This window comes from Streptosporangium sp. NPDC000239 (assembly GCF_040300765.1).
Taxonomy (GTDB): Bacteria; Actinomycetota; Actinomycetes; order Streptosporangiales; family Streptosporangiaceae; genus Streptosporangium.
Window position 1 is genome coordinate 171,135 of sequence record NZ_JBEPEI010000003.1, and the last position, 22,908, is coordinate 194,042.

19 protein-coding genes, 1 tRNA gene and 1 pseudogene are annotated in these 22,908 nt (G+C 69.8%); 12 read left to right on the forward strand and 9 right to left on the reverse strand.

Features of this window, described 5'->3' with window-relative positions; translation table 11 throughout:
• Positions 1-631: 631 nt before the first annotated feature.
• Positions 632-1,408: an AMP-binding protein gene (locus ABT340_RS09945; RefSeq protein WP_352010323.1), complete on the forward strand. Its 777-nt coding sequence runs from the start codon at positions 632-634 to the stop codon at positions 1,406-1,408.
• A 323-nt stretch (positions 1,409-1,731) separates the two neighbouring features.
• Here ABT340_RS09945 and ABT340_RS09950 read toward each other — a convergent pair whose 3' ends face one another.
• A complete protein-coding gene (locus ABT340_RS09950) occupies positions 1,732-2,712 on the reverse strand; it encodes an ArsR/SmtB family transcription factor (protein ID WP_352010324.1) in 981 nt (326 codons plus the stop codon).
• A gap of 65 nt (positions 2,713-2,777) precedes the next feature.
• Between ABT340_RS09950 and ABT340_RS09955 the strand changes: the two genes are divergently transcribed.
• Positions 2,778-3,980, forward strand: a complete 1,203-nt coding sequence (locus ABT340_RS09955; protein ID WP_352010325.1) for an MFS transporter — start codon at positions 2,778-2,780, stop codon at positions 3,978-3,980.
• Positions 3,981-3,985: 5 nt separating this feature from the next.
• Here ABT340_RS09955 and ABT340_RS09960 read toward each other — a convergent pair whose 3' ends face one another.
• From ABT340_RS09960 to pcaB, 3 genes are all read right to left on the reverse strand, one after another.
• The gene (locus tag ABT340_RS09960) at positions 3,986-4,546 is read right to left on the reverse strand and encodes an RICIN domain-containing protein (protein WP_352010326.1); all 561 of its coding nucleotides are present in this window, start codon (positions 4,544-4,546) and stop codon (positions 3,986-3,988) included.
• 135 nt (positions 4,547-4,681) lie between these two features.
• Entirely contained in the window at positions 4,682-5,701 is a 1,020-nt protein-coding gene (locus ABT340_RS09965; protein ID WP_502992465.1) for a LacI family DNA-binding transcriptional regulator, read from the reverse strand.
• An 84-nt stretch (positions 5,702-5,785) separates the two neighbouring features.
• Positions 5,786-7,135 carry a 3-carboxy-cis,cis-muconate cycloisomerase gene (pcaB, locus tag ABT340_RS09970; RefSeq protein WP_352010327.1) on the reverse strand — a complete coding sequence of 450 codons (1,350 nt, stop codon included), beginning with the start codon at positions 7,133-7,135 and terminating at the stop codon, positions 5,786-5,788.
• Between the two features lie 143 nt (positions 7,136-7,278).
• Between pcaB and ABT340_RS09975 the strand changes: the two genes are divergently transcribed.
• The gene (locus tag ABT340_RS09975) at positions 7,279-7,401 is read left to right on the forward strand and encodes a hypothetical protein (RefSeq protein ID WP_352010328.1); all 123 of its coding nucleotides are present in this window, start codon (positions 7,279-7,281) and stop codon (positions 7,399-7,401) included.
• On the opposite strand, the gene ABT340_RS09980 is transcribed toward ABT340_RS09975, so the two are convergent.
• Complete coding sequence (locus ABT340_RS09980) at positions 7,393-8,100, reverse strand: HAD family hydrolase (RefSeq protein WP_352010329.1); 708 nt, start codon at positions 8,098-8,100, stop codon at positions 7,393-7,395. The genes ABT340_RS09975 and ABT340_RS09980 overlap by 9 nt on opposite strands.
• A 147-nt stretch (positions 8,101-8,247) precedes the next feature.
• Between ABT340_RS09980 and ABT340_RS09985 the strand changes: the two genes are divergently transcribed.
• Together ABT340_RS09985 and ABT340_RS09990 are read left to right on the forward strand one after the other, a co-directional pair.
• Positions 8,248-9,708, forward strand: a complete 1,461-nt coding sequence (locus ABT340_RS09985) for a benzaldehyde dehydrogenase (RefSeq protein ID WP_352010330.1) — start codon at positions 8,248-8,250, stop codon at positions 9,706-9,708.
• A gap of 495 nt (positions 9,709-10,203) precedes the next feature.
• On the forward strand, positions 10,204-11,301 hold the full coding sequence (locus tag ABT340_RS09990) for a glycerophosphodiester phosphodiesterase (RefSeq protein WP_352010331.1): 1,098 nt from the start codon (positions 10,204-10,206) through the stop codon (positions 11,299-11,301).
• A 79-nt stretch (positions 11,302-11,380) separates the two neighbouring features.
• Here ABT340_RS09990 and ABT340_RS09995 read toward each other — a convergent pair whose 3' ends face one another.
• Together ABT340_RS09995 and ABT340_RS10000 are read right to left on the reverse strand one after the other, a co-directional pair.
• Positions 11,381-11,905 carry a cysteine dioxygenase gene (locus ABT340_RS09995; protein ID WP_352010332.1) on the reverse strand — a complete coding sequence of 175 codons (525 nt, stop codon included), beginning with the start codon at positions 11,903-11,905 and terminating at the stop codon, positions 11,381-11,383.
• A 52-nt stretch (positions 11,906-11,957) separates the two neighbouring features.
• A complete protein-coding gene (locus ABT340_RS10000; RefSeq protein WP_352010333.1) occupies positions 11,958-12,848 on the reverse strand; it encodes an amidohydrolase family protein in 891 nt (296 codons plus the stop codon).
• A gap of 230 nt (positions 12,849-13,078) precedes the next feature.
• On the opposite strand from ABT340_RS10000, the gene ABT340_RS10005 reads away from it, so the two are divergent.
• Entirely contained in the window at positions 13,079-14,059 is a 981-nt protein-coding gene (locus ABT340_RS10005) for a LacI family DNA-binding transcriptional regulator (RefSeq protein WP_352010334.1), read from the forward strand.
• 156 nt (positions 14,060-14,215) lie between these two features.
• Here ABT340_RS10005 and ABT340_RS10010 read toward each other — a convergent pair whose 3' ends face one another.
• Positions 14,216-15,586 carry a carbohydrate-binding protein gene (locus ABT340_RS10010; protein WP_352010335.1) on the reverse strand — a complete coding sequence of 457 codons (1,371 nt, stop codon included), beginning with the start codon at positions 15,584-15,586 and terminating at the stop codon, positions 14,216-14,218.
• A gap of 393 nt (positions 15,587-15,979) precedes the next feature.
• Here ABT340_RS10010 and ABT340_RS10015 point away from each other — a divergent pair.
• Positions 15,980-16,576 (forward strand): annotated as a pseudogene (locus ABT340_RS10015) (RNA-guided endonuclease InsQ/TnpB family protein); the annotation flags it as partial.
• Positions 16,577-16,717: 141 nt separating this feature from the next.
• On the opposite strand, the gene ABT340_RS10020 reads toward ABT340_RS10015, so the two are convergent.
• A complete protein-coding gene (locus tag ABT340_RS10020; RefSeq protein ID WP_352010336.1) occupies positions 16,718-17,086 on the reverse strand; it encodes a phage holin family protein in 369 nt (122 codons plus the stop codon).
• Positions 17,087-17,282: 196 nt separating this feature from the next.
• Here ABT340_RS10020 and ABT340_RS10025 point away from each other — a divergent pair, with 196 nt between their 5' ends.
• The 5 genes from ABT340_RS10025 to ABT340_RS10045 all read left to right on the forward strand — a co-directional run bounded on the left by ABT340_RS10025 (position 17,283) and on the right by ABT340_RS10045 (position 22,882).
• Positions 17,283-17,567: a hypothetical protein gene (locus tag ABT340_RS10025; RefSeq protein ID WP_352010337.1), complete on the forward strand. Its 285-nt coding sequence runs from the start codon at positions 17,283-17,285 to the stop codon at positions 17,565-17,567.
• Positions 17,568-17,643: 76 nt separating this feature from the next.
• Positions 17,644-18,042 (forward strand): OsmC family protein, encoded by a 399-nt coding sequence (locus tag ABT340_RS10030; RefSeq protein ID WP_352010338.1) that lies wholly within the window; start codon positions 17,644-17,646, stop codon positions 18,040-18,042.
• 399 nt (positions 18,043-18,441) lie between these two features.
• Positions 18,442-18,515: transfer RNA gene (locus ABT340_RS10035), tRNA-Lys, on the forward strand.
• Positions 18,516-18,725: 210 nt separating this feature from the next.
• The gene (locus ABT340_RS10040; RefSeq protein ID WP_352010339.1) at positions 18,726-20,252 is read left to right on the forward strand and encodes a hypothetical protein; all 1,527 of its coding nucleotides are present in this window, start codon (positions 18,726-18,728) and stop codon (positions 20,250-20,252) included.
• Positions 20,249-22,882: a hypothetical protein gene (locus tag ABT340_RS10045; protein ID WP_352010340.1), complete on the forward strand. Its 2,634-nt coding sequence runs from the start codon at positions 20,249-20,251 to the stop codon at positions 22,880-22,882. The genes ABT340_RS10040 and ABT340_RS10045 overlap by 4 nt, the downstream gene beginning before the upstream one ends.
• Positions 22,883-22,908: the final 26 nt, after the last annotated feature.

Consider the following 22,908-nt stretch of genomic DNA (forward strand, 5'->3'; position numbering starts at 1 on the left):
ACATCGACGGCCACGTAGATACACCTCGGGATACGCACTCCGGCGCATGCGGAGAAGCAGCAGGTAGCCGTACGTTTTCCTCGTGTTCGACCGATGACGCCCCGCCTTCCGCGCCACACCCGCCACAGCGGTCAGGTACGGCAGGCCCACACCATCCCAGGCGTCTCGGTCGGGCACATCGCGAACGTCGCGTGTCCCTCTCGACGGTCGAGGTCTCCTCGGAGGGGTGGGGACCGAAGGCCACGGGACATGCGGCAGCGGGTCCGAGCCGCGCAGGGCTCGGACCCGCACGCGTGAAGGGCCCCACGTCGAAGGGCCCCGTCCGTGTGAGAGGCCCGCGCGTGAAGGCTCCCGCGCCTGTGAGAGGCCCGATGTCTTCCTCTGCGATTTCCCACCGGCCGACAGCCGGTTCGAATTCCCCGTCAGCGCCGCAGAAGGCGCCACGGAAGACGCCGCAAATCACGGAACCCATCCCGGATCGGCGATGTTTCCGCAGGCCACCCGTCTTTCGGTGAATCACGGAAACGCCTGGTCGGGGAAAGGGGCATCGGACGTGGCCGGCCCGGATACACACTCATTTACATATATCTGTCGATGCAGGGCCGGAGCCGCCGCCCGTACGGTCGTCGGCATGAGACCGACCTCCTCGTCCATAAGGGGCACCGTTACCGAGGCGGTGTTCGGCTGCGCGCACGAGCGAGGTGACCGGCCCGCGTTGATCGATCTCGGTGCGGGGGTGGTCTACAGCCACCGCCGCCTGGCCGAGGAGGTGACGCGAGGAGCCTCGGGGCTGGTCAGGAGGGGCGCAAGGGGACGGCAGGTGGCCGGGATCCACGTGGACAACGTGGCCGCCCATGTCCTGGCGGTGCACACCGTCATCGCGGCGGGTCTCGTCGCGGCGCCCATCGCGTCCGGCAACGGACGGATGGGCGACCTGCTGATCCGCCTTGACGCCCGCTTCCTGATCACCACCCCGGGGTTGGCGGAGAGCTCGTTACAGGCGGCCGACGACTCCCGGGTGCGGCAGGTGATCGCGTTCGGTCAGGCGCGTGACACCGTCGACTTCGCCGACCTGCTGCTGCTCGCCCCGGCTCCGTTGCCGTCCCTCGATCCGTCCGTGCAGCCCGCGTTGCGGGTCGAGGACGGAAGCGTGCTCACCCATGAAGATCTGATCTGGCGGATGTGCGAGCTGGACAAGCTCGTCGCGCTGGAGAAGTCCGACGTCCTGCTGGTGACCTGGCCGCTGGTCTCGACCCTGGCTCTGGCGACCCTGATCGGGCTGGCGCTGATGCGCGGCTCCCTGGTCGTGGTCGCTCCGGGCCTGGCCGCGCAGGAGTTGTCGGCGACGATCCATGACTTCGGTGTCACCGTGCTGACGTTGCTCGACGGGACGGTCCAGCGTGTGTGACCGGGCCGTGCCGGCCGCCGCCGCTCCCGGGCGGCGGCTGCGGAGGGACGGGCACGTGTTGTTATCCGACTATGCCTTGACGTCTCGCGCTGACGGATGCGTTGATTGGTGTACAGCCTCTGACAACGTTGTCATCTTCTCCATGGGCCCTTCGGAGCCTCGACCCCGAAGGGGCGGCAAGACCATGTGACGACGGTTGGACGGCTGTGGCGGGCCCTGCCCACCTGACCTCCTACAGCGGGGGCGGACAGGGGGCACGACGGGGCCGCGGACAGGCCGAGGTCCTCCCCCGGTGGACGGGGCCGGGGAGGGTCGGCGGTCGGTCACGGCAGGGGAGTCGAGGGGCTCACCAGCGAGTCGCCCAGGGCGGTGCGGTGATACAGCACTCCGCGCCCCGTGCGGTTGCCCGTCACCAGGCCCGCCCCACGCAGGGCGGCCAGGTGGCCGCCGACGGTGCCGAGGCTCAGGCCGAGCAGGCGGACGAGCTGGCTGGTCGTAGCGGGAACCGCCAGCTCAAGCAGGACCCGGGCCCTGGTCCTGCCGATCAGCGTGGCCAGGCCGTCCGGCGTCTCATGCGTGATCCCCGTGCCCCGCGCCGGATATCCGATCGCGTACGGCCAGGCCTGTTCGAGGTAGGAGCTGACCCCGGAAACGAAGGGGGACGGCACGAAAAGAAGCCCCCGCCCCTCAAGGGCCACCTCCTGCCCGCCCGGAGCGACCTCGATGACCCCCTCGGGGCGCCAGCGCACCCGGGGGTTGAGGTCGTCCAGTGCGGCCGCCCAGCCGTAGGTGGCCAGCCGGCCCGCCCGCTGGACCACGTCCCGTTCCAGGATCGCGTGGACGCGCGGCCAGATGGGGGAGACGATCCGGGCCCAGACCGCTTCGAGGGCGTCGGCGAACAGTTCGACGACATCCGGCGAGAACAACACGTCAAGGACGGCCTCCGGGGGCCGGGGCATGCCCTCCAGGTTCCTGGCGATCTCCTGGTGCGCCTGGGCGGCGGGCGTCGCCCGTACGGCGGAGAGCTCCGTCTCGAAGGAGGTGTTCACCCCGTCGGGCGGCGGCGCGGGGAAGTCGGCGTTGTAGTGCCGCTCGCGGAACAGCGAGACCATCGGGCCGAGTCCCGGCCGCTCCGCCAGCAGCCGGCCGTACGGCTCGCGCGCCTGGCGTATCCAGGAGAGCCACACCCCGGCCTCCCATTTGCCCGACAGCAGCCAGAGGGCCTGCTTGGTCACCATGAGCGGGGAGATCGCGAACCTGCTGGTCACGATGTCCTGCGGACTGACCTTGATGAGATATCCCATTCGGCACCTTTCGGGAATGGTCGAAAGGTTAGCCTGCCGCTCCGGTGTCTCCCAGCATCGTGCCCATGCTCTTCACGGGGAAAGACGGCGCGACCTATTCCGAGGTCTTCGCCAACGGGCAGTTCCGGGTGCTGTTCGGCAGTTTCACGTTCCTTGTCGTCGGAGACCAGGTCAAGATGCTCGCCTTGGCGGCGCTGGTCTACGCCAGGACCGGCTCGCCGGGTCTGTCGGCGATGGCCTACATGCTGGCCTTCCTGCCGTACGCGGTCGGCGGGACGTTCCTGCTCTCCCTCGCCGACCGGATACGGCCGCGCGCCCTGATGATCGTCGGGGAGCTGGTCCGGGTGGTGACATGCCTGCTGCTGGCCCTCACCGGGATGCCGGTCTGGATGATGCTGGTGCTCGTCCTGGTGACGGGCCTGTTCTCACCCGTCTTCGGGGCGGCCCGCAGTGCCCTGCTTCCCGAACTGCTGCCGGGGGACACGTTCGTGCTGGCCAGGTCCGTGCTGTCCATGACGTCCGCGGGGGCGCAGATCGCCGGGCTGGGGCTGGGCGGCGGTGTCCTGGCCGTCGCGGGGCCGGCGGGGGCGCTCACCGCGACCGCCGTACTGTCCGTGCTCTCCGCCCTGGTGCTGCGCACCGGGCTGTCCGACCTGCCCGCCCGCGGTGTACAGCGGGGCGGCGCGGTCGCGGAGACGCTGCGGGTCAACCGGGACCTGCTCGCCGACCCCGGGGTGCGTGGGCTGCTGTTGGCCCAGTGGCTGCCCACCTCGTTCCTGTCCGGGGCGGAGGCGATGCTCGTCCCCTACCTGGGGGAGACGGCCGGGGTCGCGCTGGCCGCGGCGTGTGTCGGGCTGGCGGTCGGCAACCTCCTGATGGGGCGGTTCGCCGCGCCGTACACCCGGGAGCGGCTGGCGGCGCCGCTGGCGGTGCTGTCGGGGTTGCCGCTGCTCGCCTTCGCGCTCACGCCGGGACTCGCCGTCTCCGGGCTGGCGCTCCTGCTGGCCACCGCGGCGAGCGGCGCCTGTCAGCTCGGCCTGCAGCGCAGGTTCGTCGAGGCGGTTCCCGAACGGGTCAGGGGGCAGTCGTTCGGGCTGGCGGGGGCGGGCCTGATGACCGGTCAGGCGGTCGGCGCCGCCCTGGTGGGGGGAGTCTCCGAGGTCGTCGCGCCGAGCCTGGCGGTCGCCGGGGCGGGTGTCGCCGTGATCGTCTCCGCCCTCGTCCTCTGGAGGCACCTGCGGCCCGGGTCCGTGGCCGGGGCGTCGTGACCCGCTCAGGCGAGGCGCCACTCCTGGTTGGGCCGGCCGTAGACACAGGTCCACTGGTCGATGCCGGAGCCGTCGTCGGTGCCCGCGTTCTCGACGTCCAGGCATTTGCCGCTGTGCCGGGCCACCAGGATGAAGTAGCCGCTGTCGCGCTGCAGGAGCTTCCACTCCTGGTTGGGCTGGTCGTCGAGGCAGGTCCACTGGTGGACGTTGGCGCCGTTCCTGGTGCTGACGCCCTCGACGTCCAGGCACTTGCCGCTGTGGGTCGCCCTCAGGGTGTAGTAGCCGTCGCTGGTGGCGACCAGGTTCCACTCCTGGTTGGGCTGGTCGTCGAGGCAGGTCCACTGGTGGAGGTCGGCGCCGTTCCTGGTGCTGACCCTCTCGACGTCCAGGCACTTGTCGCTGTGCCGGGCCACCAGGCTCGCCCTGAACCGGAACCCCGCCTTCGTTCCTGTTTCACCCGTTCTCGCCGCACCACCCGTCGCGACGGCCGTGGACGGGCCGAGAAGGGGGACGGTGATCAAGGCGGCCGCCAGGGCGACGGCACGACCTGCGCGGATGGGCCCCATCACGTCTCCCGGTGCTCTGAAAGATCGACCTGCACTTATTAGCACGGATGACGGAGCGTTTCGGTGAGTCACGTCGTGTGACGGCTCTGTGTCGTGTTCTCAGGCCGACATCCGGCCCAGAACACCCCCGCGGGGTCAGGAGGGAGGCAGTTCTCCCGACCCCCTGGGGATGAGCCTGGTCGGCAGCTCGACGTGCTCGGCGGGACCGGGGTCGCCCTGGATGCGGCGGAAGAGCAGCTCGGCCGCGGTCCTGCCGAGCCCGGCCGGGTCCTGGGCGACCACGCTCACCCCCGGCACCAGCAGGTCGGCCAGTTCGAAGTCGTCGAAGCCCACCATGGGCAACCGGTGCCCGGTGCGCAGCACGGCCAGCGTCACCCGGCCGTTGCCGGTGAACAGCGCCGTCGGCGGGGTCCGCTCCGAGAGCATCCTGGCCAGTGCCGCCCCCGCTCGCTCGGGGGGACCCGTCGCGATGAGGGAGTCGTCGGCGGGCAGACCGGCCTCGGCCAGGGCCCGCCGGTAACCGCGCAGGCGCTCCGCGGCGGTGAAGATGGACGCGCTGTCGCCGATGAAGGCGACGCGGCGGTGACCGTACCTGATCAGGTGGGCCACGCCGGAGCACGCGCCGCCCGCGTTGTCGCAGATGACGGTGTCGGCCTCCAGGCCTCCCGGCCGGTCGGCGAAGACGGCGGGCGTGCCCGCCTCCAACTCCGGCCTGAGGTACTCGTGGTCGGCCCCGGCGGGCACGATGATCAGTCCGTCGACCCGCCGGGAGCAGAAGGTGAGGACGAGCTCGCGCTCCCGCCGGGGGTCCTCCCCCGAGGAACCGCTGAGCAGCAGCGAGCCGTACCCGAGGGCGACGTCCTCGACCGCCCGGCTGACACCGGAGTAGAACGGGTCGGCCACGTCCTCGATCACCAGGCCGACACTCGACGTACGGCCGCCGCGCAGCCCTCTGGCGCTCTCGTCGCGACGGTAGCCCAGCCGTTCGATGGCCGAGCGCACCCGTTCGGCGGTCACCGCGTTGACCCCGCGTTCGCCGTTGACGACACGGGAGACGGTCTTGAGCGCCACCCCGGCGGACGCGGCGACGTCCTTCATGGTGGGACGGCCTCGGGAACCGCCCGTGGCGGGACGGCGATGGGGGCGGTCGGTCACGGCCCGATCATCGCCCAGACCCATTTTTTCGACAATGTCGTCCCGCAACGGACACCCCCGCCCCCTGTGTCTAGATTATGGCTGTTATGGCCTGTCCGTGTGGGCGCGTAGCGCCCGGTTGACGAACGCCTCGGCCGATCCGAGATAGCCGGTCGGGTCGAGGGCTGCGTCCACCTCGCCGGGGGTCAGGGCGATCTCCGGATCGGCCAGCAGCGTCTCGCGCAGCGTGCCGCCTCCGTCGGAGGCCCTGGCGCACGCGGCGTCGACCAGCGTCCTGGCCCTCGGGGTGCCGCCGAGCCTGACGACGACGTGCTCGGCCATCATCAGCCCCCGCGTCGCGCCCAGGTTGGCCCGCATCCGCCCGGTGTCCACGGTCATCCCCTCAAGCGCCTCACGCAGCCAGGCCGCGGCGCTCCCGGTCAGCCTGAGCAGGTCGCTCAGCGTCTCCCACTCGGCCTGCCACGGCCCGGCCGCCCGCTCGTGCTCGTGGAGCATGCCGCCGAGCGCGGTGGCGACCAGCCCGGGGACGCGTTGCGCGCAGGCCAGAACCGACATCGCGGCGACCGGGTTGCGCTTGTGCGGCATCGCGCTCGAACCGCCCCGGCCCGGCGACGACGGCTCGGCCGCCTCGGCGACCTCCGGCTGGGACAGTAGTTTCACATCGGTGGCGATCTTCCCCAGCGTCCCGGCCACGGTGCCGAGGGCGCAGGCCAGCCGGGCGATCGGGGTGCGGTCTGTGTGCCAGGGCAGGACCGGCTCGGCCAGCCCGAGCTCCGCCGCGAGGTACGGCAGCACCTCGTGACCGCGTCCACGCAGCACGGCCAGGGTTCCGGCGGCTCCGCCGTACTGGACGGGCAGGCGCAGGTCGGTCAGCGCGGCCAGGCCCTGGTTCAGCGCGTTCAGCCAGCCCGCCGCCTTCAGCCCGAAGGTGATCGGCACGGCGTGCTGCAGGATCGTGCGTCCGGCCATCACGGTGTCCCGGTGCTCGACGGCCAGCCGGGCGCACGCGCTCGCGCACGCCGACAGGTCGGCGGTGAGCGGTGCCAGGGCACGCGAGGCGACCAGCATCGAGGCCGTGTCGTTGATGTCCTGGCTGGTCGCGCCGTAGTGCACGAACCGCCGGACCTCCGGCTCGACCCGTTCGCGCAGGGCCGCGACCATGGGGATCACCGGATTCCCCGTCGGTACGGCCGCGCGGCCGAGCTCGGCCAGGTCGAACCGCTCGGGCTCGCAGGCCTCCCGTACGGCGGAGGCCGCCTCCCACGGCACCAGCCCCGCCTTCGCCTGCGCGGCGGCCAGCGCCGCCTCGACGTCCAGCATCGCGGCCAGCCACGCCGCGTCCGACACCTCGGGCGCCGCGCCGCCCCTGGAGAACATCCCCGAGAACAGTCCATGGCGCGCTGACGAGGTCATGGTCACCTCTAGAAATGTCATGGCGACAGCCTGTCACGCTCCGGAGGAGGCGTAGGGACAAATAGAAAAGACCTCTTTGACGGGGAAGTGCCTTCCTTCCCGGATGTCGGCACCCGGTGTGGTTTCGGGCTGTTGCTTTCGGGTGGTTCAGGAAGGATGTCGGCATGGATTGCCTGGAGATCCTTATCGGCAGGGCCGAGCGTCTCGACCATGTACTGATCCGGGTCCCCGGCCGGGCGTTCCCCGGTCACGACGTGGCGCGGGCCGCCCTGCTCGGGTCACGCTGAGGCGGTGCCGAGGATGGAGGCGATCACGGCCGGGGTGTCGGACAGGTCGGTGAGGACCAGTTCGGCTCCCACCTCGCGCAGCGCGGCCTCGTCGCTCGCCCCCGTGGCGACCGCAACGACCCTGGCGCCGCCGTGGTGCCCGGCCAGGACGTCGTGCGGGGTGTCGCCGACCAGGACGGTGCTGTGCTCGTCGAACCGCTCGCCGTACTTCTCGGCCGCCCGTAGTTGCGCGAGCCGTACCAGGGGCGGGCGGTCGCCGTGGTCGAGGCCGTAGGCGCCGACCTCGAAGTCCACGTACTCGTCCAGGGAGAACGCCGCGAGCTTGCTGACCGCGATGGGCCGCATGTTCCCGGTGAGCACCGACTGCACCACGTCGGTACGGCAGGCCAGGGCCTTGAGCGCCTCCCTGGCGCCGGGCAGGACACGGCCGTGTTCGCGGATCTCGTGGATGCGTGCGTCGAAGCCGGTGGCGAACTCGTGGCACAGGCGCTGGAGCAGCGGCTCCGACGTCTCGATGCCGTGTGTCAGCAGTGTCGCGGTGATGATGGCCCGGTCGGTCCTCCCGGCGAAGGAGGGCAGTCCGTGCGCGGCCAGGACCCGGCCCGTCACGGTGGTGAACGCGTTCTCGTAGATCGTTCTGGTCAACGGTCCGACGGCGAGCAGTGTGTGATCGATGTCCCACAGAACGAGAGTGCGCACGAATCACATCGTATGAGGTGCTATGCCCCATTGAAGAGAAGACCGTGGTCAGCATGCGTCCTGTATGTGTAAGTTCGTTCTGCGGACGAATGTTCATTTTTGAACATCCCGCCCACCACCATGTCGCGACGACAGGGAGACGACCCCATGACGCTGATGGACGCAAAAACATGGACGGGACTGGTCTACGGGGACGGCTGGACCACCCCGCGCGGCGGAGACGCCGCGGTGGTGGAACCCGCGACCGGTGCCGAACTGGGGCGGGTCGGCATGGCGAACGCGCAGGACGTGGCGGAGGCGGCCGCGCTGGCCGTACGGGCTCAGCGGGAGTGGGCGGCCACCTCCTTCGAGGAGCGGGCGGCGGTGCTGCGGCGGGCCGGGCGGCTGTTCGAGGAGCACGAGCGGGAGATCCAGGACTGGCTGGTCCGTGAGGCCGGGTCCGTCCGCCCGAAGACGGGCGTCGAGACGCACATCGCGGCCCAGGAGTGCTACGAGGCCGCCGCGCTGGCCTCCCAGCCGCTGGGAGAGATCCTGCCGACCGCGAAGAAGCGGCTCAGCATGGCCCGCCGCGTCCCCGTCGGGGTCGTCGGAGTGATCTCACCGTTCAACTTCCCGCTGATCCTCGCCATCCGCTCGGTCGCCCCCGCGCTCGCGCTGGGCAACGCGGTGATCCTCAAGCCGGACCCGCGCACCGCGGTCTCCGGCGGCTTCTCGATCGCCCGCGTCTTCGAGGAGGCGGGGCTGCCCAAGGGCCTGCTCCACGTGCTTCCCGGCGGCGTCGAGGCGGGCCAGGCACTGGTCGGCCACCCGCTGGTACCGGTGATCTCCTTCACCGGATCGACCGCGGCAGGACGCAGGATCGGCGAGGAGTGCGGGCGGCTGCTCAAGCGCGCCCACCTGGAACTCGGCGGCAACTCCGCGCTGATCGTGCTTGAGGACGCCGACCTCGACCGGGCCGTCTCCGCGGCGGCGTGGGGCTCCTTCCTGCACCAGGGGCAGATCTGCATGACGACCGGTCGTCACATCGTGCACTCCTCGATCGCGGAGGAGTACGTCGCGCGACTGGCGGAGAAGGCCGAGCGCCTGACGGTCGGCGACCCGGCGGGCGGACGGGTCGCGCTCGGCCCGCTGATCGACGCCGGGCAGCGCGACAAGGTCCACGCCCTGGTCACCGGTAGCGTCGAGGCCGGAGCGAGGCTGGCGGCCGGAGGCACCTACGAGGGACTGTTCTACCGGCCGACGGTCCTCGCCGACCTTCCCGAGGGCGCCCCCGCCTACGCCCAGGAGGTCTTCGGCCCGGTCGCGCCGGTCGTGCCGTTCTCCACGGCCGAGGAGGCCGCCGCGCTGGCCGCCGACAGCGAGTACGGCCTGTCCCTGGGCATCCTCACCGGGGACGCGATGCGGGGCCTGGCGCTGGCCGACCTCATCCCCACCGGGATCGTCCACATCAACGACCAGACGGTCGACGACGAGGCCGTCGCGCCGTTCGGCGGGCTGGGCGCCTCGGGCACCGGCTCACGCTTCGGCGGGGGCAGGGCCAACGCCGAGGCGTTCACCGAGACCCGCTGGGTGACGGTGCAGGGCGAGATCGCGGGCTACCCCTTCTGAACGTGACCGAGCGGCCGCCGGCGCGTTCAGTCGCAAAAGGCGCGGGCGGCCGCCGCGGTGACGGTTGAGGTGTCGGCGGCGTCGCGTGGCCGGTTGCCCGGCAGCAGGGTGATCCTTGTGGAGGGGCCGTACGGACCGCACGCCTCCTGAGCGCCGAGGGCCGTCTTCCGGGTTCTTCTGGGCGCCGGGGGTACGGGACCCGCGCGGGCGTCCCTCAAGGCGGCGGACAGGGCTATGGGGGCACCGGCGCCGCCTCGCGCGGGGACATGGTCCGTCCATTCGGGTGATCGGGGAGTGGACGGGTCACGCCCCCCCCGGCAGAACAGCGCCTCGCCTGCTCTCGGACAAGGGAGAAGGCGGTCGATCGAACAGCCGTCGACCGGCCTCGGACCACGTCTCGGCCATCGGCCGGAGTCCCGTGCGGACACCTGTGCGTGTGGTCCCGGTCGTGTCCCCGGCACCCGGCGGCCACCTTTCCGTCCTACCGTTCAGATCATGATCCGCAGGCTCTCGGCCGCCACGCTGGCCGTCCTCGTCACCGGTACCGCCGTGGCCCTGCTGCAGCAGCCCAGGCCCGCGGCGGCGGAACACCGGGACCGGAATCCCGTCGTCATCGGCCACCGCGGCGCCAGCGCCCACCGGCCGGAGCACACCCTGCTCTCCTACGAGACCGCGATCGCGCTCGGCGCCGACTACATCGAGCCCGACCTGGTCTCCACCAAGGACCACGTGCTGGTCGCCAGGCACGAGAACGAGATCTCCGGGACCACCGACGTGGAGAGCCATCCCGAGTTCGCCGGACGCCGTACGACCAAGACCGTCGACGGGCGGGTCGTCACGGGATGGTTCACCGAGGACTTCACCCTGGCCGAGCTGAAGACGCTCAGGGCCAAGGAGCGCATCCCCGACCTGCGCCCGGAGAACACCGCCTTCGACGGGCTCGCCGAGATCCCGACCTTCGAGGAGGTCGTACGGCTGGCGCGCCGCAGCGGCGTCGGGGTCTACCCGGAGACCAAGCACCCCACCTACTTCGACTCCATCGGCCTGTCGCTTGAGGAGCCGCTGCTCGAGGTGCTCGGCCGGTACGGCTGGCGCGGGCGGCGTGACCCGGTGTTCGTCCAGTCGTTCGAGACCGCGAACCTGCGGGAGCTGCGCGGACGGACCAGGCTGCGGCTGGTCCAGCTGGTCAACGCCACCGGTGCGCCGTACGACTGGACGGCGGCGGGGGACCCGCGCACCTACGACACCATGCTCACCCCGGCGGGGCTGCGGGAGGTGGCGGGCTACGCGGACGGCGTCGGCGTGGACACCCGGCGGGTCGTCCCCCTCGACGCGGAGGGGCGAACCCGGCAGCCCACGACGCTCGTCCAGGACGCGCACCGGGCCGGGCTGCAGGTGCACGCCTGGACGGTCAGGCCGGAGAACTCCCAGCTCCCGGTGGACTTCCGGGCGGGAAACCCGGCCAGTCCCGTCTACCCGCGCGCGACGGGTGACGTGGCCGGGTGGCTTGAGCGGCTCTACCGGCTCGGGCTCGACGGCGTCTTCTCCGACGACCCCGGCGTGGCCAGGGCGGTCAGGGACCGGGTCCGGTGAGAACGGGAACCGCCGGCCACCCGCCCCTTGGGTGACCGGCGGTGGTCCTGGAGCGATCCTGGAGTGATCCCGGCGCCTCCTACGCGACGGCGACCTCGCCGTTCTCCACGAGGTCGTCCATCGGGCGCAGCTCGTCGGCGTAGCTCACCGAGACACGGCGCATCACCCCGGTGTCGCTGATCGAGTACTGGCCCAGGCGCCACAGCGGCGGCGAGTAGGCGTGGATCGAGACGCTGCCGTTCACGGCCCCGGTCAGCCGGTGGATGTGGTCGGGCCCGAAGGAGAACGACTCACCCGCCGAGACCACCGTCTCCAGGTGCTCGCCGCCGATACGGGGATTGCACTCAAGCAGCGTGCCGGTCACCACGCGGACCGCGCCGGAGGAGATGTCGTGGTCGTGCCAGCCGGTGTCGTCCTCGGGGCGCCAGCACAGCAGCCAGACGTCCACGTAGGCGTCCCGGTAGAGGGAGGCGTAGTGGCGGCCCCCCTCCTCGGGGAAGGCCACCTGGTCCTCCCAGCGTGACGGGTCCGCCGCCAGCGCGTCGACCAGGTCGCGGAGCTCACGCCGGTCGAGGGCGCGCTCCGGCAGGGCGTCGAAGCTCATCGGATGCCTCCCAGGAGACGGCAGCGCCCGCTGCCCTGGGACTGATTCACGTTCACTTGCGCGACTCCTTTCGGTTCAACAGACGGCTGGGGTTGGTGACCGCGATGGCGTGCCCGGCGGCCTCGCCGAGCGCGGGGTCGGGTGCGGTCGCGTACGGCTGGTCGGAGCCGTTGACCACGACGTCGATGCCGAGTTCGCGGATGACGGCGTCGATGGCCCGGGGACCGTAGGAGGAGGTCTCAAGGAAGGCGCCGGGGTCCACCTGGCCCCGGCTCTGGCCGCCCCGGCTGATCAGGCGCTCGGAGTGCAGCGGCGCGAGCCCGGCCAGCAGGGCGAAGCAGACCCGCAGGTCGGGGTGGCGGGCACGGCCGAAGGCGGCGAAGGCGTACCAGGAGGCGTGCATCTGCTGGACGTACGGCACGACGGCGGGCCACCAGCCGGGGCCGGTGGGCGTCCCGGCGGGGCCGGGGTGCACGAAGAGCGGCAGGTCGCGTTCGGCGAGCACGTCGAGCAGGGGCGCGACCCCGGCCAGCCCCGCCTCGTCGCCGATGGCCGTCGCGGGCAGCTGGAGCCCGGCGAGCCCCTGGTCGAGGGCCTTGGCGAGCCTGGCCGGGTCGACGTCGGAGAGGCAGGCCGCCGCCCACGCGCCGAAGGGGGCGGGCAGCGCCAGGGCGTCCTCGTGGTAGGCGTCGATGAGGGGCCAGGCCTCCTCGGGCGGCAGCGTCTCGATGCCGAGCGGGCTGGACAGTGAGACCAGCGCCAGCTCCAGGTCCTCGTTGCGCGCCAGCCGTACGGCGAGGTCGTGGTCGGCCGGGTCGACCTCGTAGGGGGGCTCGCCGTCCAGGTGCAGGGTCCAGCCGTCCAGGCGGGGAGGAGCCGTACGGCGGCGCAGCGCGTCCACGAACGCGGGCGCCCACAGGTGCTGGTGCACGTCGACGGCCATTTTTCTCCCCTTCCTTTCGTGGTATTCCCTACCTAGAATATAGGTAACAGCTCTGACCTTACTACGTCTCCGGGTGACACGGTTCAGTGAACCGATTCAGTGAATCGGTTCACCTTATGAGGGGCGATGCCCCGAACCATCCGGATGTACGGCATACCCCTGTTCAGACGGGGGTTCCGGCATAGGGTGGACAAGTGCCCCAGCCACGGAAACGAGCGACTATACGTGAGGTGGCGAAGGCCACCGGTCTCTCCCCGGCGTCGGTCTCCTACGCCCTGCGCGGCCTGCAGGTGTCGGAGGAGACCATCGAGCGGGTCCGGCGCGTGGCCGCCGAACTCGGCTACGAGGCCGATCCGATCGCCCGCGCGCTGGCCAGCGGCAGGACAGGGACGATCGGACTGCTCTGCGGCTCGCTTGAGGACCTCTGGCAGCAGGCCCTGGCGGTCGGCATCGGCAGGTCGCTGAAGGACAACGACCGGTACGCGCTGATCCTGGACGCCGCGGGCGATCCCTACCGGGAACGGACCCTGGCCAGGCAGCTGCGCGACCAGCGGGTGGACGCCCTGATCGTGCAGCCGGTCGACCCGGCGGCCGAGGTGTGGCCGGAACTGTGTGAGAGCCTGCCGGTCGTCTCGATCGGCGACGGCCTGGCGGGCGCGCGGACCGCCGGGGAGGTCGTCTTCGACAACCGGGCGGGGGTCACGCTGGCGCTCGAACACATGCGGGACCGGGGACACGGGCGCATCGCCGTACTCACCCCGACCAGGGCGAGCACCCCGGACCGCCCGGCGGACGTGCACGTGCTCGCGGAGGCGGGACGGCTGGGCCTGGACATCGAGGTGGTCACCGCGCCGCAGGCGCTCACCGCGGCGACCGGGGTGGCCGACGCGATGCTCGCGGACGGGCACCGGGCGTTCTTCTGCTTCGCGGACTCGATCGCCTACGGCGTCTACGCCGCCTCGACGGAACGGGGGCTGCGCATCCCCGCCGACGTGTCGGTGATGGGCTACGACGACCACCCGATGTCGGGGCTGCTCACCCCGGGGCTCACCACGGTCGACTGGGACATCGACGGCATCATCCGCGCCGCCGTGCGCACGGTGGTGGCCGCGGCCGACGGCAACACCCGCCGCCGGCGTATCGTCCAGGCCCCCGAGCTGCGCGAGCGCGGCTCGGTCGGCAGGGGGACGGCCGCGCCCGGCGCCTTCTGAACGCGGCGTCCGACACGCGAAAGGCCCGGCACCGTGGTTCGGTGCCGGACCTTCCTGCCGAGCGGACGGCCCTGTCGGGAGGCCGTCCGCTCATTGGCCGGTCCGTGGGTCCTCACGCGGGCAGGCGCCGTCGAGGGGACCCGGGATGGCCCGGTGTCAGACGCGCTGCCAGAGGGCCGGGACGTTCGGCGGCTCCCAGCCGGGCATCGCGGTGTGGCCCTGGAGGCAACGGTAGGTCGAGCCGCCGTAGGTCACGGTCGCGCCCGCGCTGTAGGCGGTGCCGGCGGCCCAGGTGCCACCGGGGTTCTGGGTCGAGGTCGAGGTCGGCGTCGGGTTCGGGCCGCCGTTGCTGGTGACCAGGGTGAGGCCGTTCGCCTGCAGGATCTCGCCGACCGGCTGGAAGTAGGTCGTGCCGCCGGAGGAGCAGTTACCCGTTCCGCCGGAGGTGACGCCCTGGGCCTGGTCGCCGGAGATGAACGAACCACCGGAGTCGCCGGGCTCGGCGCAGACGCTGGTCCGGGTCACCTCGTAGACGGTGCCCTCCTGGTAGGCGACACTGCTGTTGAGCTGCTGGACGGTGCCGCAGTGCCAGCCGGTGGTCGAGCCGGAACGGCAGACCGAGGAACCGACCTGGGCGACGGTCGAGCCGTTCACCGGGATCGTGGCACCGTTCTGGACCACGACGCCACGCGGGGTCCAGTTGGAGTTGGTGGCGATCCAGGAGTAGTCGCTGCCCGGGAAGACGGAGTTCTGGAAGGTGCCCTGCGCGACCCGGTTGGAGCCGCTGGTGGAGCTGCCGGTGCTGCCGCAGTGACCCGCGGAGACGAAGCCGCTCTGGCCGCCACGGGTGGCGGAGAAGCCGATCGAACAGCGGCTGCCGCTGCCGATGTAGTAGGCGTCGCCGCCGCGCAGGTCGTAGAACGTCCTGGCCTTCTCGCTCGACTGCTCGACCTTGACCAGCGCCTTGTCCACGCCGCTGGCCGCGACGAAGGACTGGCCCGCGGCGACGTCGGAGGCCAGCACGACCACCGAGTTGTTGCGGACGTCGAGGTACCAGGCGTTCACCGAGGAGGGGGAGGACTCCTTGGCCTGCCGGTTGAGGCCCTCCTGGGCCGCGGTGAGCGCGGCCAGCGAGTGCTTGACCAGCTTGGCCTGGGCGCCGGTCTTGAGGATGGCGGTCAGCTGCTTGGAGTCGCTGGTGGCGACCACAAGGTCGGAGGTCGGGCCGGTGACCCAGGTGCCGCCGTAGGCGACGCCGAGCTGCTTGGCGACGACGGGCTCGACCTTGGAGGCCGCGCTCTCGTTGACCAGGCGGGTCGAGGCCTGCTCACCGGTGATGCCGAGGTCGCGGGTGAGCGCGGAGACCAGTTCGGGCGCGGGCTTGACGACGGCGGCGGCCTGGGCCTTCGCCTGAACATAAAGGGGATCGGCGGAGGCTGCGCCGGTGGTTACGGAGGCGAGGGCGGGGGTCGCTACCAACGCGGCGGCGAGCGTGACGCCCACTGCCACGGCATTTCTGCGGAGCATGTGATCTCTCCTCGTGTCGGGGGGTGCGCCGTCAACGTAACGGTTAGGACACAAGGAGCGGCTCTCTCAGAACGGCCCTATCACTGTGCTATGAAGATTTAACCGACATGACTTGTTAAAGGGTGACACTGTTAGTCAACTCCGTCATCCCTATCTGGTACGTAGGGCGGAGGACGTCGGTTCAACGGGGCCGCGTCCATTGTGGGCGCCCCATCAGATTCTTTCGAGGGGACGGTCGCCTTTAGGTGACGGGAGAATCGGGAGCGGGAGGGCCGCCGAGACCCGAGCGTGCATTGACCCGCCTGGTCCGCGCATCGCGGATGTCCTTCCTGGTTTTGTCGGTGCCGGCCGATACCGTGACAGTGTCGTTGCCGAACGTGAGGTGGGTGGGGTGTGCGCAGATCGTTCACGTTCCTGTGGCGCCCTACCCGTCACCAGGAGATCGCGCTGGCGGCGTGCCTGGACGATCACCGGGTCCTGTACAACGCCGCGTTGGAGCGCCGCCGCACGGCTTACCGCAAGGCGGGCGTCACGATCCGCTACGGCGAGCAGTCGGCCGACCTGAAGCACATCCGGGCGCACCGGCACCGGCCGGTCAAGGGCCGAGTGAAGACGATCGGCGTCAAGCGGGAGGGCTCCCGCTGGTACGTGATCCTGTCGTGCGACGACGTGCCCGCCGAACCACTTCCCGCCACGGGCGCGGTGGCGGGTATCGACATGGGGGTCGCCTCGCTGGTGACCACCTCCGGCGGTGAGCACGTCGCCAACCCGCGCTATTTCGCTGTGACCGCTGATCGTCTCGCAGCGGCGCAGCGGGCCCTGGCCCATAAGAAGCGCGGCTCGCGGCGGCGCCGTAAGGCCGCGGCACGGGTCGCCGCCCTGCACGGCAAGGTCCGCCGTCAGCGTCTTGACCACGGGCACAAGGCCGCGCTCGCCCTGGTCCGCGCCTATGACGTGACCGTGCACGAGGATCTGCGGATCGCGAACATGACCCGTTCGGCCGCGGGCACGGTCGAGCGGCCCGCAGGGAGCGGAGGAGTCACGTCATGGTGCGTTACCCGGGTCGTTCCCAGCGGGGGAACGGCCGTCCGCCGTTCCCCCGGCCTGGTCGCGGCCTTCCGGCGCGGGTCGTCAGTCGCCGAGGACCAGGTCGAGCAGCCAGCTCACCAGACCGACGATGATCGCGCCCCAGAAGGCGGCGCCGAAGCCCTCCACGTGGAACGACAGGCGGAGCTGCTCGGCGATCCAGCTCGTGAGCAGCAGCAGGCCGGCGTTCACCACCAGGGCGAACAGGCCCAGCGTGAGCACGTAGAAGGCGCAGCCGAGGACCTTGATGATCGGCTTGAGTACCGCGTTGACGACACCGAAGACCAGGGCGACCGCGATCAGGGTGACGATCTGACTGCTGGTGGACGTCGCGGACACCGTGATGCCGCTCACGAGCTGTGTCGCCGCCCACAGGGCGGCCGCCACAACCAGGATCTTGATGATGATTCTCACGTTCGGGCATCCTCGCATGGGGGTCGGACGGGCATACCTGGACACTAAACAGTCTGGGACGCGTCGGCGCGGCTGTTCGGTCACGGATTCGGGGTCACACCGTCGCGGCGTGGTGGCGCACATGCATGGGCGATGCCGTACGCGGGCAGAACATGAATGATCGACGCGATCTGGGGGCAGAAGGGCGCGTGAGGGGGTGAGGAAGTTGGAGACGGACCAGCTTGAGGCGCTGTCGGCCCAGGAACTGCATGATCGGGCGGTCCGCTACGCCGTGCACCACGGAGACTTCGCCTTCCTGTGGGAACTGCTCAAGGTGATTCCCGCCGCGGAGGCGTCAACCGGGAACGAGGACGAGACGGCCAATGATCTGAGCCGGGTCTCGGCGCTGCTCAGCGACGCCATGGCGTCCGGTGAGGGGGAGCTCGGCGACGCGCTCCGTCCCTTCTACATCGAGTACCTGTCGCAGCACCCCGACGCCTGAGACGCCCGCTCGTGCCGGGCACCCGCCGTACCGGCCGCCTGGGTAGGGTTGGCCGGGGAACACGGGGAGGAGCGTCATGGCTCGGGTGAACGTCGAACGGACCGAGAACGGCTTCGTGGCCCGCAACGACCGCGGGGCCGAGGTCGTCATGGGCGGCGGCGACGAGCAGGGGGTCTTCACCCCGGTCGAGTTGCTGCTCGCCGCGCTCGGCGGCTGCAACATCGTCACCGTCGAGCCCCTCACCGCCAAGCGCGGGCACCGGCTCGTGCGCCTGGCGATGACCGTCCAGGCGGAGAAGGTCGAGCCGACGCTGCTCGGCCCGATCACCGTCACCTACGACGTCGAGCTCCCCGAGGGGGACGACGCGGCCGACGAGGTCTTCCGTGCCGTGGCCAAGCGGGTCGAGGAGCGATACTGCACGGTGAGCCGGGCGCTGAGGGAGCAGACCGAGGTCAGGCTCGAACTGCCCGAGTGAGGCTCCTCCCTGAGGAGGACGTCCGGTGATACCGGGTCATCTCCGGGTGTAGGCCCAAAATCAACCCTCGGATGACGTGCTCGTTACGTTCGCTTCTGTACTGTTGAAGCAGGTCAAGGGGTTCTGCGAAGCCCGGGGGAGCTGCAGCAGGAGACTTTTCACCGGAAACGGACGCGAGGGGGATCGCGTCCTAGAGCGGAGCCGCCGGAGTCTTGGGGGAGGCGAAGGCGGGCCCGCGATGAGGCCGGGGCTGGATGGTTGGGGGACCATTCGGCCCCGGGACCTCTTTCCAGGCGAGGGCCGGGCGGTTGGGGGGCCGCCCGGTCCTCGTCTGTCTTCTCCGGATGTAGCCGATGTGCGCCGCCGTGCGGAGGACTGCTAGAGTTACCTCCGTCGCAGGCGCCGCTAGCTCAGTTGGTTAGAGCAGCTGACTCTTAATCAGCGGGTCCGGGGTTCGAGTCCCTGGCGGCGCACCGCACAAGGCCTCAGATCAGTGACACTGATCTGAGGCTTTTGATTTTGGCATCACGCGTGCCTCATGTCCGGAACGCACCTCTGTGCCTCGCTTGGGCGGCTCAGGACCGGTCGGTTTCTGGATGGACGACTACGGCACCAGAGCAACTGATCAGCATTGTTTTCGGATCTGGAGGATTGAAAACTGCTGATTGTGTTGTGATGACGCCATGCACAGCACGCTCGGACCGGACTGGGCCATCAGGGGGCTCAACCAGCGGGCCGGTCGCTATCCGCTGTCGGTTGAGGCGCCGGTACTACGGGCTGTCGAAGCGCTCGTGCCCGGGGTGTCGACACTGACGCGCTACATCCGCTACTACGCCTTCTACGCCGCGCTGGCGGCTCACTGCGCTGAGAAGAACCTGGATGACGAGGGGTGTCGGCGGCTATTGCGGTGTGGTGAGGTGGTCTTCGCGGCAGCCCATCACGAGGTACCGGCGGAGACGCCCCCCGGCCCCGCTCACGGTATCGACCGCGTTCGTGCCTTCTACGGGGATCGGCTGGATCTCGCCCGGGCCGCGGCCGAGGGCAAGGACTCGTATTCACCACGTTCCCGAGGCTTCTGGGAACAGTACGGGGGACCTAGCGCGGTCCTTGGCACCACAACGCTTGACGAGGGGGCACTGCGGCCCGGACGACACTCCTGCCCTCACGACGTGCGGCTGCTGTTCCAACCGGTCTTCTCCCTGGCCGAGGCCGATTCGGTGTCTTCCGAGGAACTGGCGGCTCTCAAGGACGTGACCCTGCAGTCGGAACGAAGGCCCGAGGCGCCGTGGATGGTTGATCTATTCACCGCCTCACGGGCGGGAAGGCACGATCCCGCCGAGTGGGAACCCGATGACCTGATTCGACGGGCCAGCCTTCGTGTTCTCGCCCGAGCCGTTGAACTCTACGGCGCGGAAGGCGGTTCCTTCGAGGAGGTGTTGCGCTCGGCCGTGGCGTTCGGCGACCAGATCGACGTGGATCCAGTGCTGTCGTCGATCGAACAGAGCCAGGGATGGCGTGGCGTCCTCCTGCGTCATTACTCGATCGGCGCCTGGCGGCGCCTGTGGGCTGCTCTGGTCGCCTCGATAGGAGGAGAGGACGGCGACGCGGATCGAACCCGGGATGAACTGCGCGCGTGGCTGGCTGACCAGCTCGATGACACGCCCGTCGGCGTCGTTCTGGATGAGCTGGGTCCCCTGCAGGACAGCTCAGGACACCCGCTGCCCCGGGAACGTCAGCTGCTGGCGGCAGGGGACCGGCGCGAGCCGCTCACCAACGTCAAACTGCTCCTGGCAGGCGCGCTGCGAGCGCAGGAGTTGACGGGCATAGCTCAGAAGACGTTTCTCGGCCCCAGACGACGTGGAATGGGCGAGATCCTTGATCCAACATGGGTGCGTTTCCTGGCGGAGGATTACCGTGCCCGCTCCTTTAAGGACCTGGGCGCTCGGTTGGTGGATGACATGCTCGCCCAAGCAGCCCGGATCGCACGGGCAAAGATGCGCCGTGACCCGGTGACCGGCAGGCTGCTGCTGTTCTCCCGTGTCCACGAGCGCAACGACCGCTTCTTCAAAACGAGCAACGAAGGCGACGGTGACATCGGCCTGCGCGTTCAGCAACTCGGCGACTTCTCTCTGCAGTTGAGCCTTTTCGACACCATTGGGGGTGGATGGACCGTCACCTCCGAGGCCCGCACCGCGCTGGAGCTGGTATGACCGAGGAGACGTCGAGCTGGCGTTTCGCCTCCCCCCTATCGCTGGTCAACGACTGGCGCGACCGTGCCGACCAGGCGTCCCTGCGTGAGCTGGTGTTGTTCGGTTTCACCGTCGATCTGCCCTTTCTTGAGCAGGTCGTCGTCTCCACCGCCCGTGTGCTGGGCGCACGGATCACAGTTCTGGGCGACGCGGGCCAGGGGATGTACGACCCGATAGACGTTCGCCTGGCGGGCAGTTCCTACCTGCACAGCCTGGTCTCCTGCACCGGGGCGTTCCACCCGAAGCTCGCTCTGCTCATCGGCGAGGAAGACGTGTGGATGGCCGTCGGCTCCGGTAACCCCACCCTGTCCGGATGGGGGGCGAACGACGAGCTGTGGACCGTCGTCGCCTCCGATGACGGTGGCGTACACCCTGCGATCGCTCAGGCCGGGGAGTGGCTTTACCGGCTGGCCACCACGCCCGAGGTGAAGATGGCGCCGTGGTGCGCCGAGCTTCTGTGGCACATCGCCACGGACCTCACCGGTCGCCCGATCACAGACGGTATGACAGAGGTCAGACTTCTGGACAACCTTGATCTGGCGTTCTTCGATCAGCTTCCCCGGGGGCCTGTGGACGAACTGTGCTTGTACGCCCCCTTCATCGACCCTACGGGGGAGGCTGTCAGGCGTCTGATCGAGCGTTTCGAACCTCGGGAGACGATCCTCGCAGTGCAGCCCCGATGGACCAGCTATGACGGCAGCGCTCTGCTCAACGCCCTCGCCGGTCACGCGGTCCGGTTACGCCTGTTGCCCGAGACCCATCTGCGGCACGGCAAGCTGATCCAATGGCGTGTCGGGGACAGGCGGCTCGGGCTCGTGGGCAGCCCCAACCTCAGCCGTGGCGCCCTGATGCGCTCGACCGCTGAGGGCGGCAACTGCGAGCTGGCCGTACTCTCGCCTCTTTCCAAAGACCTGATGCCCTCGGGGGAGTCCGCGAGCCGTGAGACTATGACGGGCCGCTCCACGATCAGGCCGTCACGGTCATCGCCGTCCCTGGTGTTGCTTGGCGCGTTGGTGCACAGCAACGGACTGGAAGTGACGCTGGCGAGGCCGCAATCGGTGGATGTCAGAATCGACAGTTCGCCGGACGGCTCCCCCCAGTCGTGGCGGGCAGTCGGCGTCATACCGGCTGGGGAGGTGGCTCTGTTACTGACGGTGCCCGAGGCTCCGGGCTCGGTTATCCGTGCGGTCATGCACCGGGTCGGCATCGGTGTGGTGGAGTCTCCACCAGTTTTCGCGGTCAGTCCGGCACGGTGCGCACCCCGCGTCGTGGGAGAGCAGGAGCCCCGCCTTCGCCGGGAGTACACCGTCGAGGAACTCTTCACCGACCCCGTGCTCGCACGGCGGTTCACCGCGGATCTCGTCCAGCTGGTGGAGGTCCTGCCGCGGGGTGTCCGCGTCCGGTCGGCGGCGGGCAGCGGTGACGGTGTCGCCGTCGGATCCTCGATCGAGGACAGGTGGACCGCTCATCTGGAGGAATGCAGAAGGATCCTCGGAACCTCGTTCACCAGGTTGATATATGGGCTCGGAGCCTCTGGACTGCCGGACTCCTCACGGCTGTCCCTCTGGAATCACGTCTCAAGCGTCAAAGATGAAGGAGAGGAGGAGGACGACCCCCAGGAGGGTGCCGACCCTCCGGGGGAGGTGGAATCCGCGGATCGCCATCTCTACCGGCAATGGGCTATGCGCTGGGTCGATGCGGTGACCCGCAAGGACGCCGAGCTTCCGCCGCTGCTGACGCGCATGCTGATAGCCGGCATCTACATCAAGCTGCTGGCCGCCGGTTTGTGGCGTCTTTCGGACGACTCCTGGCGAGAACCTCTCGGTCGGCTCGCCCAGGCCCTCGTACCCCACGATGGTGACAACGTGCCTGTCGAATCCCGCGGTCGGCTGTGTGCGGTGATTGCCACCTGTGCGGCCCTGCTGTGTCAGGACGTCTTCCTCACCGGTGGGAGACCGAACGATCTTCTCGCCGCTCGTGTCTGGGCCACCGTCAAACCCTTGATCGCCGAGGCGGACCCTGAGCTGGCGGAAGACATGCTTCTCCCGCCTGTTCAGCCCCGCGCTCGCGTGGTCTCGGCCGGGAGCCTCCGTCGTCTCATCGAGCTGGCCGCCACCGACGACCCTCTCGCCGAGATGAGAGCCGAGATCGACGCGGCCGGCTGGGAAGTCACCGAAGAAGGCGGGGTGTGGGAGATCACCGGGAGTTTCAGCAATCCCACCCTGGTCGCGGCACGCTTGGCCACAGAGATCGGCAAGTCAGGAAAACCAGCTGTGGTTCTGGCAAGGGCCGGGACGAAACAGACTCTGATCGTGTGGCGGTCACCTGAGTTGGTACTTCTGTCTGATCCTGGACGAACGTGGCGGGTCTACAACATTACGGCATCGTTCTCACCCGAGTCCCGCTTCGCCTCGGCGGACATCGGTTCTGTTCCCGGCCTCATCGGTAAACCGCGGAGTGTCTATCTCGCGCCGTCCGCCGAGGTGGATCGTGTGATCAGTAGCTGCGGCTTCGAGACTGTCGCGCTGCGTGACCTGGTCCTCCGGGGTAGAACACACGGTGACGCGCCCGAGGGCGGAAACGTGTCCTGAAGTCGCTGAACCGGAGATCGAACGGT

Bases quoted from the DNA above. Each gene is read 5' to 3' on its own strand.
- ABT340_RS09945 (WP_352010323.1), top strand. From the start codon at position 632: ATGAGACCGACCTCCTCGTCCATAAGGGGCACCGTTACCGAGGCGGTG.
- ABT340_RS09950 (WP_352010324.1), bottom strand. From the start codon at position 2,712: ATGGGATATCTCATCAAGGTCAGTCCGCAGGACATCGTGACCAGCAGG.
- ABT340_RS09955 (WP_352010325.1), top strand. From the start codon at position 2,778: ATGCTCTTCACGGGGAAAGACGGCGCGACCTATTCCGAGGTCTTCGCC.
- ABT340_RS09960 (WP_352010326.1), bottom strand. From the start codon at position 4,546: ATGGGGCCCATCCGCGCAGGTCGTGCCGTCGCCCTGGCGGCCGCCTTG.
- pcaB (WP_352010327.1), bottom strand. From the start codon at position 7,135: ATGACATTTCTAGAGGTGACCATGACCTCGTCAGCGCGCCATGGACTG.
- ABT340_RS09975 (WP_352010328.1), top strand. From the start codon at position 7,279: ATGGATTGCCTGGAGATCCTTATCGGCAGGGCCGAGCGTCTCGACCAT.
- ABT340_RS09985 (WP_352010330.1), top strand. From the start codon at position 8,248: ATGACGCTGATGGACGCAAAAACATGGACGGGACTGGTCTACGGGGAC.
- ABT340_RS09990 (WP_352010331.1), top strand. From the start codon at position 10,204: ATGATCCGCAGGCTCTCGGCCGCCACGCTGGCCGTCCTCGTCACCGGT.
- ABT340_RS09995 (WP_352010332.1), bottom strand. From the start codon at position 11,905: ATGAGCTTCGACGCCCTGCCGGAGCGCGCCCTCGACCGGCGTGAGCTC.
- ABT340_RS10000 (WP_352010333.1), bottom strand. From the start codon at position 12,848: ATGGCCGTCGACGTGCACCAGCACCTGTGGGCGCCCGCGTTCGTGGAC.
- ABT340_RS10010 (WP_352010335.1), bottom strand. From the start codon at position 15,586: ATGCTCCGCAGAAATGCCGTGGCAGTGGGCGTCACGCTCGCCGCCGCG.
- ABT340_RS10030 (WP_352010338.1), top strand. From the start codon at position 17,644: ATGGCTCGGGTGAACGTCGAACGGACCGAGAACGGCTTCGTGGCCCGC.
- ABT340_RS10040 (WP_352010339.1), top strand. From the start codon at position 18,726: ATGCACAGCACGCTCGGACCGGACTGGGCCATCAGGGGGCTCAACCAG.
- ABT340_RS10045 (WP_352010340.1), top strand. From the start codon at position 20,249: ATGACCGAGGAGACGTCGAGCTGGCGTTTCGCCTCCCCCCTATCGCTG.